Origin of the sequence: Nocardioides perillae, assembly GCF_013409425.1 — a bacterium.
Taxonomy (GTDB): domain Bacteria; phylum Actinomycetota; class Actinomycetes; order Propionibacteriales; family Nocardioidaceae; genus Nocardioides; species Nocardioides perillae.
Genome location: NZ_JACCAC010000001.1, coordinates 2,004,918 through 2,020,198 on the forward strand (window position 1 = coordinate 2,004,918; position 15,281 = coordinate 2,020,198).

General features: G+C 75.8%; 13 protein-coding genes. 7 read left to right on the forward strand and 6 right to left on the reverse strand.

The window, feature by feature from the left end; all coding sequences use genetic code 11:
* Nucleotides 1-8 precede the first annotated feature (8 nt).
* Nucleotides 9-815, forward strand: a complete 807-nt coding sequence (locus tag BJ989_RS09290; protein ID WP_179517965.1) for an SIP domain-containing protein — start codon at nucleotides 9-11, stop codon at nucleotides 813-815.
* A complete protein-coding gene (era, locus tag BJ989_RS09295) occupies nucleotides 812-1,750 on the forward strand; it encodes a GTPase Era (RefSeq protein WP_179517966.1) in 939 nt (312 codons plus the stop codon). The genes BJ989_RS09290 and era overlap by 4 nt, the downstream gene beginning before the upstream one ends.
* Nucleotides 1,751-1,754: 4 nt before the next feature.
* On the opposite strand, the gene BJ989_RS09300 is transcribed toward era, so the two are convergent.
* From BJ989_RS09300 to BJ989_RS09310, 3 genes are read right to left on the reverse strand one after another with little or no spacing between them, the layout of a single operon-like run.
* Nucleotides 1,755-2,738: a septum formation family protein gene (locus BJ989_RS09300; protein ID WP_179517967.1), complete on the reverse strand. Its 984-nt coding sequence runs from the start codon at nucleotides 2,736-2,738 to the stop codon at nucleotides 1,755-1,757.
* Nucleotides 2,735-3,604 carry a septum formation family protein gene (locus tag BJ989_RS09305; RefSeq protein ID WP_343049223.1) on the reverse strand — a complete coding sequence of 290 codons (870 nt, stop codon included), beginning with the start codon at nucleotides 3,602-3,604 and terminating at the stop codon, nucleotides 2,735-2,737. The genes BJ989_RS09300 and BJ989_RS09305 overlap by 4 nt, the downstream gene beginning before the upstream one ends.
* Nucleotides 3,605-3,618: 14 nt before the next feature.
* Complete coding sequence (locus BJ989_RS09310; protein ID WP_343049224.1) at nucleotides 3,619-4,131, reverse strand: flavodoxin family protein; 513 nt, start codon at nucleotides 4,129-4,131, stop codon at nucleotides 3,619-3,621.
* A 268-nt stretch (nucleotides 4,132-4,399) separates the two neighbouring features.
* Here BJ989_RS09310 and leuA point away from each other — a divergent pair, with 268 nt between their 5' ends.
* On the forward strand, nucleotides 4,400-6,088 hold the full coding sequence (gene leuA / locus BJ989_RS09315) for a 2-isopropylmalate synthase (protein WP_179519513.1): 1,689 nt from the start codon (nucleotides 4,400-4,402) through the stop codon (nucleotides 6,086-6,088).
* Nucleotides 6,089-6,106: 18 nt separating this feature from the next.
* Here the strand turns inward: leuA and BJ989_RS09320 are convergent, their stop codons facing one another.
* On the reverse strand, nucleotides 6,107-8,980 hold the full coding sequence (locus BJ989_RS09320; protein ID WP_179517968.1) for an ATP-binding protein: 2,874 nt from the start codon (nucleotides 8,978-8,980) through the stop codon (nucleotides 6,107-6,109).
* A gap of 119 nt (nucleotides 8,981-9,099) precedes the next feature.
* Between BJ989_RS09320 and BJ989_RS17660 the strand changes: the two genes are divergently transcribed.
* The 3 genes from BJ989_RS17660 to recO are packed head-to-tail and all read left to right on the forward strand — an operon-like array spanning nucleotide 9,100 to nucleotide 12,459.
* On the forward strand, nucleotides 9,100-10,797 hold the full coding sequence (locus BJ989_RS17660) for an ATP-binding protein (protein WP_179517969.1): 1,698 nt from the start codon (nucleotides 9,100-9,102) through the stop codon (nucleotides 10,795-10,797).
* A gap of 9 nt (nucleotides 10,798-10,806) precedes the next feature.
* Nucleotides 10,807-11,667, forward strand: a complete 861-nt coding sequence (locus BJ989_RS09330; protein WP_179517970.1) for an alpha/beta fold hydrolase — start codon at nucleotides 10,807-10,809, stop codon at nucleotides 11,665-11,667.
* Nucleotides 11,668-11,727: 60 nt separating this feature from the next.
* Nucleotides 11,728-12,459 carry a DNA repair protein RecO gene (gene recO, locus BJ989_RS09335; protein ID WP_179517971.1) on the forward strand — a complete coding sequence of 244 codons (732 nt, stop codon included), beginning with the start codon at nucleotides 11,728-11,730 and terminating at the stop codon, nucleotides 12,457-12,459.
* Here the strand turns inward: recO and BJ989_RS09340 are convergent.
* The gene (locus tag BJ989_RS09340; protein WP_179517972.1) at nucleotides 12,456-12,923 is read right to left on the reverse strand and encodes a MarR family transcriptional regulator; all 468 of its coding nucleotides are present in this window, start codon (nucleotides 12,921-12,923) and stop codon (nucleotides 12,456-12,458) included. The genes recO and BJ989_RS09340 overlap by 4 nt on opposite strands.
* Before the next feature lie 88 nt (nucleotides 12,924-13,011).
* On the opposite strand from BJ989_RS09340, the gene BJ989_RS09345 reads away from it, so the two are divergent.
* The gene (locus tag BJ989_RS09345) at nucleotides 13,012-13,794 is read left to right on the forward strand and encodes an isoprenyl transferase (protein ID WP_343049225.1); all 783 of its coding nucleotides are present in this window, start codon (nucleotides 13,012-13,014) and stop codon (nucleotides 13,792-13,794) included.
* 3 nt (nucleotides 13,795-13,797) lie between these two features.
* On the opposite strand, the gene BJ989_RS09350 is transcribed toward BJ989_RS09345, so the two are convergent.
* On the reverse strand, nucleotides 13,798-15,276 hold the full coding sequence (locus tag BJ989_RS09350; protein WP_179517973.1) for a GntT/GntP/DsdX family permease: 1,479 nt from the start codon (nucleotides 15,274-15,276) through the stop codon (nucleotides 13,798-13,800).
* Nucleotides 15,277-15,281: the final 5 nt, after the last annotated feature.

Consider the following 15,281-nt stretch of genomic DNA (forward strand, 5'->3'; position numbering starts at 1 on the left):
CTGGGCCGGTGAGCACCCGCGCCCAGCAGTACGCCGCCACCGTGCTGCGTCGCGAGCAGCTCTCGGAGCACCTCGTGCGCCTCGAGCTCGGCGGGCCCGGGCTGGCCGGGTGGCGCAGCACCGACGTCCCCGACGAGTGGGTGGCGCTCGTCGTGCCCGGGCAGTTCCAGAGCCGCTACTACACCGTGCGCGAGCACGGCCCCGCGAGGCTCGTCGTCGACGTGGTGGTGCACGAGGAGGGGCTGGTCACCGAGTGGGCGCGGCGCGACTGCGTCGGCGAGACCGTGACGGTGAGCGAGCCCAAGGCCTCCTTCGCGCTGCCCGCCGAGGCGGCGTGGCTGCTCCTGGTGGGCGACCTCACCGCCCTGCCCGCGATCGCGCGCATCACCGAGACCGTCGCCGCGGCCCGGCCCGAGGTGGCGGTGCGCTCCTGGGTCGAGGTGTCCGACGACCCCGCGGCCTTCGCCGCCTACCTGCCGGCGGGCGCCGACGTGCGGTGGTCGCCGCCGCCGGCCGACGCTCCGAGTGCGCTGGCCGACGTGGTGGAGGCGATCGAGTGGCCTGCGGGCGAGGGCTACTTCTGGATGGCGGGGGAGTCCGCGCAGATGCGGGCTATCCGCAAGCACCTGATGCGCGAGCGCGGCCTGCCCAGCGCGGCGTACGACGTCATGGGCTACTGGCGCGGCGGGGCCAAGCGGCAGCCGCGGGCCGTCGACCCGGGGCCCATCTGGCGCGCGGGCAAGGCGGCCGGCCACACCGACGAGCAGATCTGGGCGGCCTACGACGCGGCCCGCGAGCAGCAGGAGCAGCGATGACCGGCGCCACCCCCAGCGAGCCGGGCTTCCGCAGCGGCTTCGCCTCCTTCGTCGGGCGGCCCAACGCCGGCAAGTCGACGCTGACCAACGCCCTGGTCGGGCAGAAGGTCGCGATCACCTCCGACAAGCCGCAGACGACCCGCACGGTGGTGCGCGGCATCGTCCACCGCCCCGACGGCCAGCTCGTCCTGGTGGACACCCCGGGCCTGCACCGCCCCCGCACGCTCCTCGGCGAGCGGCTCAACGACCTGGTGACCAGCACCTGGGCCGAGGTCGACGTGGTCGCGGTGTGCTTCCCCTGCGACGAGAAGATCGGGCCCGGCGACCGGTTCATCGTCTCCGAGCTGGCCAAGGTGAAGCGCACCCAGCGCATCGCGGTCGCGACCAAGACCGACCTCGCCTCGCCCGACCGCATCGGCGAGCACCTGCTCGCGATCCACGCGCTGGGCGAGGAGGTGGGCACCCCCTTCGCCGAGATCGTGCCGGTCTCGGCCACGGCCGGCGACCAGGTCGGGCTGCTGGCCGACCTGCTACTCGGGATGCTCCCGGAGGGGCCGGCGCTCTACCCCGACGGGGAGCTCACCGACACCCCGGAGGAGGCGATCGTCGCCGACCTCATCCGCGAGGCGGCGCTCGACGGCGTGCGCGACGAGCTGCCGCACTCGATCGCGGTCGTCGTCGAGGAGATGGGGCTGCGCGAGGGGCGCTCGGCGGACCGACCGCTGCTCGACGTGCACGCCAACCTCTTCGTCGAGCGGTCCTCGCAGAAGGGCATCGTCATCGGCCACCGTGGTGCCCGCCTGCGCGACGTCGGCACCCGCGCCCGGAAGTCCATCGAGGCCATGCTCGGGACCCCGGTCTACCTCGACCTGCACGTCAAGATCGCCAAGGACTGGCAGCGCGACCCACGCCAGCTCCGCCGCCTCGGCTTCTGAGCCCTCAGGCAGGGTCCGGGACCCAGCACAGGCCCCAGGTCGTGCCGGCCTCCCACTGCGCGCGGGTGGGCCACTCCCACCCCCACCGGAAGTCGAGCGGGTCGGCGGCCTCCGCCCGCCCGGCCGCCTCGCAGGGCGCCTGCCCGGCCTCGCGCACCGCGGCCTCGCCGGGGTAGCGCCGGCCGTCGAGCTCGACGACCGACACGGCGCGCCAGCGGTGCGGCCGGGAGCAGACCACGCGCTCGAAGCCGGCGGTGCCCGGCTCCGCGGTCCCGCAGACGGCGTACGCCGCGCCCGCCGGCCGCGCCAGCACGCCCGCGAGGCGCCCCTCGAGGGGGGCCAGCTGCTCGTCCCCGGCCAGGGCCACGACGTCGCAGCGGAACCAGTCGGCGCCGCGGTCGGCCTGCGCCAGGGTCGGGCTGAACCACACCGCGCGCAGCATGCTCAGCCGCAGGTCGTCGCGCGAGCCGCCGAGGAAGTCGGCGACCCGGTCCGGGCAGCGCTGCGCGGGTGCGGCCCGGGCGCGCGCGCTGTCGACCGCGAGCAGGTGGCCGTCGACGACCAGGGGCAGGGCGCCGACCGCGACCGTGCGTGCCGTGTGGTCGCCCCGGCAGGCGACGGGCGCGGCCTCCGTGGTCGCGGCGACGGCCTCGGCGTAGGTCAGGGCGTAGCAGGCGCCGGTCGCGGGGCGGGGCGCGACGGGCGCGTCCCCGGTCGCGGCCGACCCGGCCGCGCCTGCGTCCCCGGCCTCCGGCGAGGCCCCGCTCGGGCTCGCGCCGCTGCCGGCGGACCCGCCGTCGGGGGCGTCGGTGCCGGCGCCGCCGCCCGAGAGCGCGATGGCGCCGAGGACCACTGCGGCGACTGCGGCGACCGCGGCGAGCGCGAGCAGCGCCCGGAGCACGACCGAGCGGCTCGGCCGGGTGCGCGTCGCGACGTCGGCCCGGCGTCGGCCGGGCCGCGACGCGGCGGGGCGCTGCGGGGTGCTCACCGCGGCGTCTTCGCCCAGCAGATGGAGCGTCGGTTGCCGGCCTCCCACTCGCCCTGGCCGAACCAGGTGTAGCCGAAGTCGAAGTCGAGGGGGTAGCCCAGGAAGGCGCCCACCGAGTCGGAGCAGAAGTCGCGGGTGCGCACCTCGACCAGGCGGTCACCGGGGTAGTCGTCGTCGGCGTCGCCCAGCTTCACCGTCGTGACGGCGCGCCAGTCGTGCGGCTCGGAGCAGGCGACCTTCTCCGAGCCCGCGACGACCGGTCCCGCCGCGCACACGGTCCACCGGTCGTCGGGGCGCTGGCCGCGCAGCAGCCCGCGCGCCGTCGTGGGCAGCGGGGCGTAGCGGTCGGTGCCGTCGGGTCCGCCGACGACGTCGCAGCGGTACCACCGCGCGCCGTCCTCCCACGCCTGCGGCGAGGGCCGGAACCACGCCCAGCTCAGCACGGAGCGCAGGACGGCGCTCTCGTCGCCGCCGAGGAAGGCGGTGAAGGCCTTCCCGCAGGTGTCGTAGGCGAACTGCCCGAGCCGCCGGTCGTCGTACGCCGCGTCGGCCAGCGTGCCGGGCAGCGGCCCGACCGCGAAGGTCTCCGCGGTGTGGGTCTCGCTGCACGGCACCGTGCGGGTCGCGTCGGAGGGGCGCTGCACGTCGTCGGGGGTGAGCACGCGGCAGGCGCCCAGCTCCGGCACCTCGACCGCGTCGACCTGCGCGGGGTCGACGTCGGGGTCGGCGGTCTCCTCGCCCGCGCCGGCGAGCGCGCCGCACGCGCTCAGGCCGACGGCGGCCACGGCGCAGGCGAGCAGGAGCGCGGCGGCTCGCACGGTGCGCGCGGTGCGCACGACGAGCGCCCGAGCGGCGCGGAGCCTCACGCGCCCTCCCACGATCAGCCGGTCAGCAGTGCGGCGATCGTACCGCCGAGCTCGTAGGCCCGCTGCGCTTCGGCCTCACCCACCTCGCCGAGCACCTCGACGACCTCCGCGGCCTGCCGCCAGGGGAGGGCCCCGGTGATGGCGAGGACGGCGCGCACCGCGCCGGCGGTGTCGTAGCGCCCGTGCACCAGCAGCCCGAACGGCCGCGCCCGCCCGCCGCCGGACGGCGCCCCGGAGCCGTCACGGCCGAGGGCCCCGCCGACCTCGAGGAAGACGGTGTCGAAGAAGTGCTTGAGCGCGCCCGACATGTAGCCGAAGTTGGCGGGTGTCACCAGGACGAGGCCGTCGGCGGCGAGCACGTCGGCCGCGGTCGCCTCGAGCGCGGGCCGCAGCACGACCTCGACGCCCTCGAGCGCGTCGTCGCGCCCGCCCGACACCACCGCGTCGAGCAGCCGCCTCACGCCCGGTGACGGGGCGTGCCCGACCACCAGCAGCCGCGCGGGAGGGGGCGCTGCGGAAGTGTCCACGCCGCGACCCTAGACCGCCCACCGCGCCGCAGGCTGGTCTACAGTGACCGGGTCATGACGCGCACCCTCCTCCTTCGCTGCCGCAGCGAGGCCTGAAGCCGGTCTCCTCGCTGCGGAGGTCCTGGCGCGCCGGCCCCACCTCGACCCCAGCGGGAGACCACCCATGACCGACCACACCTCGAGCCCCTCCGGCGAGGCCCCGACCACCTCCGGCGAGGCGCGCGCGCTGCGCCTGGCGCCCGGCACGCACGTGCAGCAGCCCTCCGGCATGCCGGTGCAGCGCTACACCCCCTTCGTGCCGATCGACCTGCCCGACCGCACGTGGCCCACCAAGAAGGTCACCCACGCGCCGCGGTGGCTCTCCACCGACCTGCGCGACGGCAACCAGGCGCTCATCGACCCGATGACCCCGGCCCGCAAGCTGACGATGTTCGACCTGCTCGTGCGGATGGGCTACAAGGAGATCGAGGTCGGCTTCCCGAGCGCGAGCCAGACCGACTTCGACTTCGTGCGGCGCCTCGTCGAGGAGGACCGCATCCCCGACGACGTGCGCATCTCGGTGCTGACCCAGGCCCGCGAGGACCTCATCGAGCGCACCGTGCAGAGCCTGGTCGGCGCCGACCGCGCCACCGTGCACCTCTACAACGCCACCGCCCCGCTCTTCCGCCGGGTCGTCTTCGGCGTCACGAAGGACGAGTGCCGCGCCATCGCGACCCGCGGCACCGAGCTGGTCGTGAAGCACGCCGAGGAGCTGCTCGGCGACATGGTCTCCCGCGGCGACTTCGGCTACCAGTACAGCCCCGAGATCTTCACCCAGTCCGAGACCGACTTCGCCCTCGACGTCTGCGAGGCGGTCTCCGACGTGTGGCAGCCGGAGGCGGGCCGCGAGATCGTCCTCAACCTGCCCGCGACCGTCGAGATGTCGACCCCCAACACCTACGCCGACCAGGTCGAGTGGTTCTCGCGCGGGCTGACGCGGCGCGAGCACAGCACCATCAGCCTGCACCCCCACAACGACCGCGGCACCGCGGTGGCGGCGACCGAGCTCGGCCTCATGGCCGGTGCCGACCGCGTCGAGGGCTGCCTCTTCGGCCACGGCGAGCGCACCGGCAACGTCTGCCTGGTCACCCTGGGCATGAACCTCTTCAGCCAGGGCATCGACCCGCAGGTCGACTTCTCCGACATCGACGAGGTGCGCCGCACCGTCGAGTACTGCACCCAGCTGCCGGTGCACCCCCGCCACCCCTACGCCGGCGACCTCGTCTACACCGCCTTCTCCGGCTCCCACCAGGACGCCATCAAGAAGGGCCTCGAGGACCTCGAGCGGCAGGCCGCGGCGCAGGGCGTCGACGTGCGCGAGGTCGCCTGGGAGGCGCCGTACCTCCCGATCGACCCCAAGGACGTCGGGCGCACCTACGAGGCGGTCATCCGCGTCAACAGCCAGTCCGGCAAGGGCGGCGTGGCCTACCTGCTCAAGGCCGAGCACAAGCTCGACCTGCCGCGGCGCGCCCAGATCGAGTTCAGCCGCGTGGTGCAGGAGCGCACCGACGCCGCCGGCGGCGAGATGACGGCCGAGGCGATCTGGGAGGTCTTCTCCTCCGAGTACCTCCACCGCACCGCGCCGCTGCGCCTCGACTCCGTCCACACCTCCTCCGCGGCCGGTGAGCGCGACTCGCTGACCGTCGGGGTCTACGTCGACGGCGAGCTGCGCACGCTGGAGGGCTCGGGCAACGGCCCGATCGCAGCCTTCGTCGACGCGCTCAACGGGCTCGAGCAGGGCTACGACGTGCGCGTCCTGGACTACGCCGAGCACGCCCTCAGCGCGGGCGGCGACGCCATCGCCGCGGCGTACGTCGAGTGCGCGGTCGGCGAGAAGGTCCTGTGGGGCGTCGGCCTCGACGCCAACATCGTCACCGCCTCCCTCAAGGCCGTGACGAGCGCGGTCAACCGCGCCTGAGCGGCGGGCCCCGGAGGCTCAGGCGACCGTCTCGGGCTCGCGCCCGAGGCGGTCGCCGCTGCCGGCGTGCAGCGGCAGCGACACGGTGAAGCGGGTGCCCTCGTCGACCACGGAGTCGACCTCGACGCGGCCGCCGTGCGACTCGAGGATCGAGGCGACGATCGACAGGCCGAGGCCGGTGCCCTGGATGGCCCGCTCCTGGGCGGCGGTCGCGCGGTAGAACTTCGAGAACAGCGACGCCTGCTCGGCGAGCGGCACGCCGATGCCGGTGTCGGAGACGACGAGGCGCGCCTCCGCGTCCACGACCTGCAGCGCGCAGCCGACGGAGCCGCCGTCCTCGGTGAACTTCACGGCGTTGCTCAGCAGGTTGAGCAGCACCCGGTCGAGCTGCGCGACGTCGCCGCGCACGGGCACCGGCTGGTCGGGCACGTCCAAGGCGAGGTCGAGCCAGCGGCCGCTGAGCAGCGGTCGCAGCGCGGTCTCCGCGCTGCGCACGGTGTCGCGGAGGTCGAGCGGGACGAGGTCGACGGCCTGCGTGCCCGACTCGAGGCGGGAGAGGGTCAGCAGGTCGTCGGCGAGGGCGATCAGGCGCTGGCCGTTGCGCTCGATCGCGGCCAGCATCGAGGCCTGCAGCGCGTCGAGCTCGCCGGCGCCACCGTCGCTGAGCATCTCGGCGTAGCCGACGATGCTGGTGACCGGGGTGCGCAGCTCGTGGCTGACGGTGGAGACGAAGTCGTTCTTGGCCGCGTCGAGCTCGCGGAGGCGGTCGGAGGCGTGCCGCTCCTTCTCCAGGGCCGCGACGAGCAGCTCGTGGCTGCGGCGGGAGGCGGTGACGTCGCGGCCGACGCAGAACCACCCGACCTCCTGCGTCGTCGTGTCGCGCACGACGCTGAGCGCCGTCGAGACCGTCGCCGCGGGCCCGTCGCCGAGGCGCCAGGTCCACTCGCGGGTGGCCCCGCAGCCCGCTGCGGCTGCCCACTCGGCGACGGTCTCGAAGCCGGGGGTGCCGCCGCGACCCCGCGCCCAGGTCGCGAGCTCGCCCGCGTCGAGCAGGTCGGTGAAGGCGCGGCCCGCGAGCTCCTCGGCGGGCACGCCGAGCAGCCGGGCCGCGCCGCGGTTGGCCTGCGTCACCACGCCGTCGTGGTCGAGGGCGAGCAGCACGGTCCCGAGGTCGGAGTCCATCACCCGCGACATCAGGCCGGCGGCGGCGCGCTCGGCCGTCACGTCGGCGCCGGTGAGCACGACGTGCGTCGGCCGGTCGTCGGCGTCGCGCACGACGTCGGTGCTCCACGCGACGTGCAGCGTGCGGCCCTCGGCGGTGCGCAGGACGGTCTCCGCCCCGGCGCTCGCCCCGGCGCTCGTCCCGGCGCCCGCTCCGGCCCCTGGTCCGGCCGCGGCCGGGACCGCCGTGCCGTCGCCGCCACCGGCGACCTCACGCAGCCAGGCGTCGGTGCCCGGGAGCGTCAGGTGGGTCCAGACGGGGTGGCCGAGCAGCTCCTCCTCGGGCACGCCGGTGGCGCGCACGGTCGCGGCGTTGACCCGCACGACCGTGCCCTCGGTGTCGGTGACGACGATGAGCGCCCCGGTCGCGGCGAGGGTGGCGCGCAGCAGCTCGCGCTCCGCGCGCAGCCGCTGCCGGCTGCGGTGCTCCTCGGTGACGTCGCGCAGCTGGGCGGCGAAGCAGAGGCCGTCGTCGTCGTCGAGGATCGGGGCGAGGTGCAGGCGCACCCGCCCGCCACCGGGGCTGGTCGTGTCGGACTCCGCCGACCAGCTCGCCAGGTCACCCCGGGCGAGCCGGGGGAGCGCCTCGGCGAGCCGGCCGGTGTCGCGCAGCAGGTCGGGCAGCGCGCGTCCGACGACGCCGGCGGGCCCCGGGGCGCCGAGCATCTGCACGGCGGCGTCGTTGGCCTCGTGCACCGTCAGGCCGCGCTCGTCCTCGCGCAGCAGCACCATGCCGACGACGGCACCCGTGAAGTTGCTGCGGAAGAGCGTCTCGCTCGCCCGCACCTGCTCGAGGAGCCGCCCGCGCTGCGCGACGGTGAGGGCGAGCGGCAGCGCGGTGACGGCCGTGCAGAGCAGGAAGGTCTGCACCAGCGTGCCGGTGAGCGCCGGCGTGAGGTCGGGGTGCCCCTCGTGGGCGACGAAGGGCCCGGCGCCCTGGGCGGTCGCCCAGGTGCTGCCGGCGGCCAGCACCGCGAGCTGCAGGGACGTGACGCGCGTCCCGAGCCGCAGGCCGGCCCAGACCAGCAGCGGCAGCGGGGCGTAGGCGAGGCCGTGGTGCTGGTCCGGCGCGAAGACCAGCGCGGTGACCACGACGAGCGCCGAGGACTGCAGCAGCAGCTCGCCGGCCCGGTCGCGCGGGGGCCAGCGGTGGCGCCAGGTCAGGGCGACCGGCACGAGCACGAGCAGGGCCGCGCTGTGGGCGGCCAGCACCGAGCGCCACGCGGCGACGGGGTCGCCCGGGCCGACGGCGGCGACCGCTGCGGCCACCCCGAGGGCGGTGACCGACACACCGGCGAGGCAGGCCCCGAGCAGGCGGAAGAGGTCGTCGAGGGTCTCGAGTCGGGCCCGGCCGCCGCGGCCGCGGCGCAGCAGCGAGCCCGCGATCAGCGCCTCGGCGCCGTTGCACAGCCCGAAGAGCGAGGCGAGCAGGAGCTCACGTCCCGCGATCGCGTTGGCCGCGCCCGCAGCGACGACGACCCCCAGCACCGCCGGCAGCACCCAGGCGCGCGGCACGACGGCGACCAGCGCGACGGCGATGCCCGCGGCCGGCCACCAGGTGGCGACTGCGCTGCCGGCCGGGGCCCAGTGCACGGCGCTGGCGCCGGTCAGGACGACGGCGACGAGCGCGAGCGCGACTGCGCCTGCGGGCGCGAGCCGCTCCCTCCTCATGCGTCCAGTGTCTGCCCTGAGCCTCCCGCGCGCAGGCGAAGCAGCGATCTTGCAGAAGTCGAGGAGATCTTGAGGAACCCTCCCGACAACGCTGCAGCGCCGCTGGGAGGCTGGGGGCCGTGAGCGCCCCGCACGCGGGTCCGATCCCCGTGCGGGAGGAGACCTACCCCCGCCTGCTGCAGGCCGGCTTCGCCGCCCTGGTCGTGCCCGACCTCCTGGTGCGCCTCCTCGCCGGGCAGGGGTACGCCGTGCAGTCCTGGCCGGCCCTCGGCCTGCTGCTGGTGGCCCTCGCCACGGTCGCCACGGCGGTCGCCTCCTGGGTCCGCCGCTGCGCGCCGTGGCTGCTGGTCGTGCCGCTGCTCGACCTGGCGGGCCTCGGGCTGCTGCGCCTCGACCCCGACGGGAGCGGCCTGCCGGCCCTGGTGGTGCTGCCGGCGCTGTGGCTGGGGCGTCGCCACGGCAGGGGCGGGGCGGTCACGGCCCTCGTGGCCACGGCCGTGCTGGTCTCCGCGCCCTCGCTGCTGGTGCTGGGTGCCGAGCGCCCGGCGGACCTCTCGCGCGCCCTCGTGCTGCCGGTGGTCGCCGGCCTCGCCGCCGCCGCCGTCGCCCTCGCGCTCGAGGCCGTGCGGGCGCGCACGGCGGAGGCGGAGGAGCGCGGCCTGATGCTCGAGGCGGCGCTGGGGGAGCTGCGCCGCGAGGCACGTCGCAGCTCCACGGTCCTCGACGCCGCGGTCGTCGGGATGGTGCTGCTCGACGCAGACGGCACCTACCGTGCGGTCAACCGGCGCCACCGCGAGTTCTTGGCGCTGGCCTATCCCGAGGGCCACGCCGGTCGAGCCGGGCAGGAGGGCGACGTCTTCGGCGCGGACCGCGCGACCCGCCTGCGGCGCGAGGAGCTGCCGTCGTGGCGGGCGAGCCACGGCGAGGAGTTCGACGACCTGCTGGTCTGGGTGGGACGCGACCCCGCCCGCCGTCGCGCCCTGTCGGTGACCGCCCGCGCGGTGCGCGACGCCGGCGGCGGCCTCGACGGCTCGGTGGTGTCCTACCTCGACGTCACCGACCTGGTGCGCGCGTTGGAGGTGAAGGACGACTTCGTCGCGACGGTGTCGCACGAGCTGCGCACGCCGCTCACGTCGATCATCGGCTACCTCGACGTCGTGCAGGACCGGCCCGACCTCGACGACCAGGTGCGCTCGCACCTCGACGTGGTCGGGCGCAACGCCACCCGGCTCCTCACGCTGGTGACCGAGCTGCTCCACCCCGCGGCGCAGGGCGCTGACGGTGTGGTGCTGCGCCGGCTGCCCGAAGACGTCGCGGCCCTCGCCCGCGACGCGGTGCGGGCCGCGGGCCGCGCTGCGCGGGAGGCCGGGCTGCACCTGGAGGCGCGCTGCTCCGAGCCCGTGGTGGCGCTGGTCGACCGCGAGCGGCTCCTCGAGGTGCTCGGCCACCTCGTCGGCAACGCCGTGCGCTACAACCGCCAGGGTGGCAGCGTCGTCGTGTCGGTCAGGGCCGCAGAGGCGGGGTCCGACGCGCCCCGGGAGGCGGTGGTCGAGGTCCGGGACACGGGGGTGGGCATCCCGGCCGCCGAGCGCGACCAGGTGTTCGAGCCCTTCGTGCGGGGCGAGCACGCCCGCGAGCAGGCGGTGCAGGGGGTGGGGCTCGGACTGACCATCTCCCGCTCGGTCGTCGCGGCCCACGGCGGTCGCATCACCGTGCACAGCGTCGCCGGCGAGGGCACCACCGTGCGCGCCCACCTGCCCGTGCCCGGGCTCGACCGCGCGCCCGAGGTCCACCCCGCCGCCCCCGTGGCGGGCTAGCCTCGGCCCATGCTGGTCTCCGAGCGCGTCGGTCAGGTCTTCGTCGAGGACGCCGCTGGCCACCGCGAGCGGCTGGAGTTCACCGAGCACGGCAGCGGCGAGGCCTGGGTGGTGCTGCTGCCGGCGCCCCTGCTGTCGCGCCGCTCGCTCGAGCCGCTCGCCCGGCACCTCGCCGCCGGCGGCCTCCACGTCGTCACCCTCGACCCGCTGGGGCAGGGCCGCTCCGACCGACCGGCCGACCCGCTCGCCTACTCCGTGGCGGCCGCCGCCCGCCACGTGGTGTCGCTGCTCGACCACCTCGGCGCCGGGCAGGCCGTCGTGGGCGGCACGTCGCTCGGCTCCGCGGTGGCCCTCACCGTGGCGGCCGAGGCACCGGAGCGCGTGCGCGGGCTGGTCCTCGACGCGCCGCTGCTCGACAACGGCTTCGCCGCCGCCCTGGTCACGCTGGGCCCGCTCATGCTGACGGCGCGCCACGCGCCCCTGCCGCTGACCCTCCTGCGGCTCGTCACCCGCCCGGTGCCGCGCGGCCCGCTGCCGCACTGGCTGGGCGTGGCCCTCGACGGTGCCGACCAGCGCCCCCGCGCCCTCGCCGCGATGCTCCACGGCGTGCTCGCCACCGGTCTCGCGCCCGACCCGGGCCGCCGGCGCCGCGTCACCGCGCCGACCCTGGTCGTCGCCCACCCCGGCGACCCGTGGCACCGCACGTCCGACGCGCGGCTCCTCGGCGAGGAGCTGCCCCACGCGACGGTGACCACGGCCGGCCGGCGGGTGCCACGCCGCGGCGGCACCGACCCGGCCGCGATGGAGGTGCTCGACTTCTGCCGCCGCTCGTGGAAGGTCTCGCGCCGCCGGCGCCGCGCCGGCGCCTGACCAGCACGCGCCGGCGGCCCGCTGCCGCCGTGGGCGCACCCACGACGGCACAATGGGGGAGTGCTCTACCGGGACGAGGCCGTCGTGCTCCGCACGCACAAGCTGGGCGAGGCGGACCGCATCGTCACGCTGCTGACGCGTCAGCACGGGCTCGTGCGCGCGGTCGCGCGCGGCGTGCGTCGCACGTCCTCGCGCTGGGGCTCGCGCCTCGAGCCCTTCACCCACGTCGACCTGCAGCTGGCCGAGGGCCGCAGCCTCGACGTCGTGACCCAGGCCGAGACGCTGACGCCCTTCTCGGCCCACCTCGGCGCCGACTACGAGCGCTACACCGCCGGCACCGTGATGCTCGAGACCGCCGAGCGGCTCGTGGTCGAGGAGCGCGAGCCGGCCGTGCAGCAGTTCTTGCTGCTGGTGGGCGGGCTGCGGGCCATGGCCGGCGGTCACCGGGGGCCGACGCAGGTGCTCGACTCCTACCTGCTGCGCAGCCTCGCCGTCGCCGGGTACGCCGCGTCCTTCGACGCGTGCGCCCGCTGCGGGCTCGAGGGTCCCCACCGCTGGTTCAACCCCGCCTCGGGCGGCATGCTCTGCAGCACCTGCCGGCTGCCGGGCTCGGCCTCGCCGGCGCCGCAGACCGTCACCGTGCTGGGTGCGCTGCTGGCCGGTGACTGGGAGTGCGTCGAGGCGGCCGACCCCCGCCACCTGCGCGAGGCCGGGACGCTGGTCGCGGCGTACCTCGCCTGGCACGTGGAGCGCAGCCTGCGCTCCCTGCCCTACGTGGAGCGCTCGAGCTAGTCGCCCGCCGGGCTGGGCGGGGCGCTGTCCTCGATCCAGCGGGTGACGGTGGTGTTGAAGCGGGTGAGGGCGCGCAGGAACTCCTCACGCTCGTCCTCGGACCAGGCGCCCAGCAGCAGGTCGAGCATCTCGCGGCGGTGGGCGCGAGCGGTGCGGACGGCGTCGCGGCCCTCCGGCGTCAGGTCGAGCAGCGCGGCGCGCCGGTCCTGCGGGTCCTGCGAGCGCGCGGCGAGCCCGAGGCGCTCGACGGCCTGGACCTGGCGGGTGATCGTCGAGGGGTCCAGGTTGAAGGTCGTGGCGATCTGCCCCAACCGCATGGGGCCCTCGTCGTCGAGCAGGCACAGGATGCCGTAGCTCGAGCGCTCGAGCTCGTAGTCGCCGTGGGCGGTCGAGACGTGGATCGCGTTGGTGCGGCGCAGCATCGTGAACAGCTGCTGCTCGATCGCGTGGTTGGTGGAGGACACGCCCCGACCCTAGTGGCCGCCCGCAGGCGCGGTCGGCACGCCCACCGACGGCGCGGGCGCGCCCGTCCGCTGTGCGAGGGTGAGCGGCGTGAAGTCGACGTCCCGGTCGCGCACCGACGTGCGCGCCCCGCGCCCGCACCCCTCCGGGGCCCGCCCGCCCGCGCTGCCGCCCGAGCTGGTGCCGCACCACGTCGCCGTCGTCATGGACGGCAACGGCCGGTGGGCCAAGGAGCGCGGGCTGCCCCGCACCCGCGGCCACGAGGCGGGGGAGTCCTCGCTCTTCGACGTCGTGGAGGGCGCGATCGAGCTGGGGGTGAAGGCGGTCTCGGCCTACGCCTTCTCCACCGAGAACTGGTCGCGCTCGCCCGACGAGGTCAAGTTCCTCATGGGCTTCAACCGCGACGTCATCCGACGCCGCCGCGACGAGATGCACGCGCTCGGCGTGCGGGTGCGGTGGGCCGGCCGCGCCCCGCGGCTGTGGCGCTCGGTGGTGAGCGAGCTGCAGCGGGCGGAGGAGCTGACCCGAGACAACGACGTCCTCACCCTCACGATGTGCGTCAACTACGGCGGTCGCGCGGAGCTGGCCGACGCGGCGCGCGCGATCGCCCGCGAGGTGGCGGCCGGTCGGCTCGACCCGGAGAAGGTCACCGAGAAGGTCTTCGCCCGCCACCTCTACGTGCCGGAGCTGCCCGACGCCGACCTGGTGTGGCGCACCTCGGGCGAGCAGCGGCTCTCCAACTTCGTGCTGTGGCAGGCGGCCTACTCCGAGATGGTCTTCACCGACGTGCTGTGGCCCGACGTCGACCGCCGCCACCTGTGGCAGGCCGTCGAGACCTACGCCCGGCGCGACCGCCGCTACGGCTCCGCCTGAGGCTCACCCGAGGGCGCCGGCCACGGGCCACAGCGCCAGCGCGCAGCCGAAGGCGGCGAGGCCGAGCGTGGTCTCCATGACCGTCCAGGTCTTGAGCGTGGTCGCCTCGTCCATGCCGAAGAACCGGCTGACCAGCCAGAAGCCGGAGTCGTTGACGTGCGAGAGCACCGTCGCGCCGGCCGCGATCGCGACGACCAGGAGCACCAGCTGCAGCTCGCCCAGGCTCGCGGCCGCCGCCGCGGGGGCCAGCAGGCCGCTGGCCGTGGTGAGCGCGACGGTGGCCGAGCCCTGCGCGACGCGCAGCAGCGTCGAGACCACGAAGGCCTGGAGCACGAGCGACATGCCGAGGTCGGAGAGCGACCCGCTGAGCGCCTCGCCGATGCCGCTGAGCTCCAGCACGCCGCCGAACATGCCGCCGGCGCCGGTGATGAGGATGATCGAGCAGATCGGCGCCAGCGCCTTGTCGAGGATGGTGCCGACGTCGGAGAGCGAGCGGCCGCGCGTGCCGAGGGTGAAGATCGCGACCAGCGTGGTCAGCAGCAGCGCCACCGTGGTGTTGCCCAGCAGCCGCAGCGACGCCACCCACGTCGCCTCCTCGTCCACGACCCCGGCGGAGGCGAGGGTGGCGAGCACGGTGTCGAAGGCGATCAGCACGAAGGGCAGCAGCAGCAGGCCCACGACGGTGGCGAACGACGGGGCCGACGTCTCGCGCACCGCGGTCGCGGACCGCGCGCCGGTGCCTGCGGCGTCCTGGCCGCGCCCGGGCGAGGCTCCCCCGGTGGGCGCGGGCGAGGTGTCGGCCGGGTCGACCGCCTCGCCGAAGAGCAGCTCGGGCACGTCGACGTGGACGCGCCTGCCCAGCACCCGCGAGACCAGCATGACGCCGACGTACCAGGACACGACCGCGACCGGGGCGCCGACCAGCAGGGTCAGGCCGATGTCGGCCTCCAGCGCCTCGGCCGCCGCGACGGGCCCCGGGTGGGGCGGCACCAGCGCGTGCATGGCCGCGAAGGCGCCGGCGGCCGGCAGGGCGTAGAGCAGCAGCGAACCCCCGAAGCGGCGGGCGACGGTCAGGATGATCGGCAGGAAGACGACGAGGCCCGCGTCGAAGAAGATCGGGAAGCCGAAGAGGAGGGCGGCGACGCCGAGGGCGAGCGGCGCGCGCCGCTCGCCGAAGCGGCTGATCAGCGTGTCCGCCAGCACCTGGGCCCCGCCGGTCACCTCCAGCAGGCGTCCGATCATCACGCCGAAGCCGACGAGCAGCGCGACCGACCCGATGGTGTCGGCGAAGCCGTAGAGCAGCGCGTCGGGCACGTCGGCCACGGGGATGCCGGCGGCGACGGCGGTCAGCACGCTGACGAGGACGAGCGCCACGAAGGCGTGCAGCCTGACCACCATGATGAGCACGAGCAGCAAGGCGACGGCGGCGGCGGCGATGAGCAGCAGCGTCGCCGTGCCGTACGCCGGGGCGATGGCGTCCACGGGTC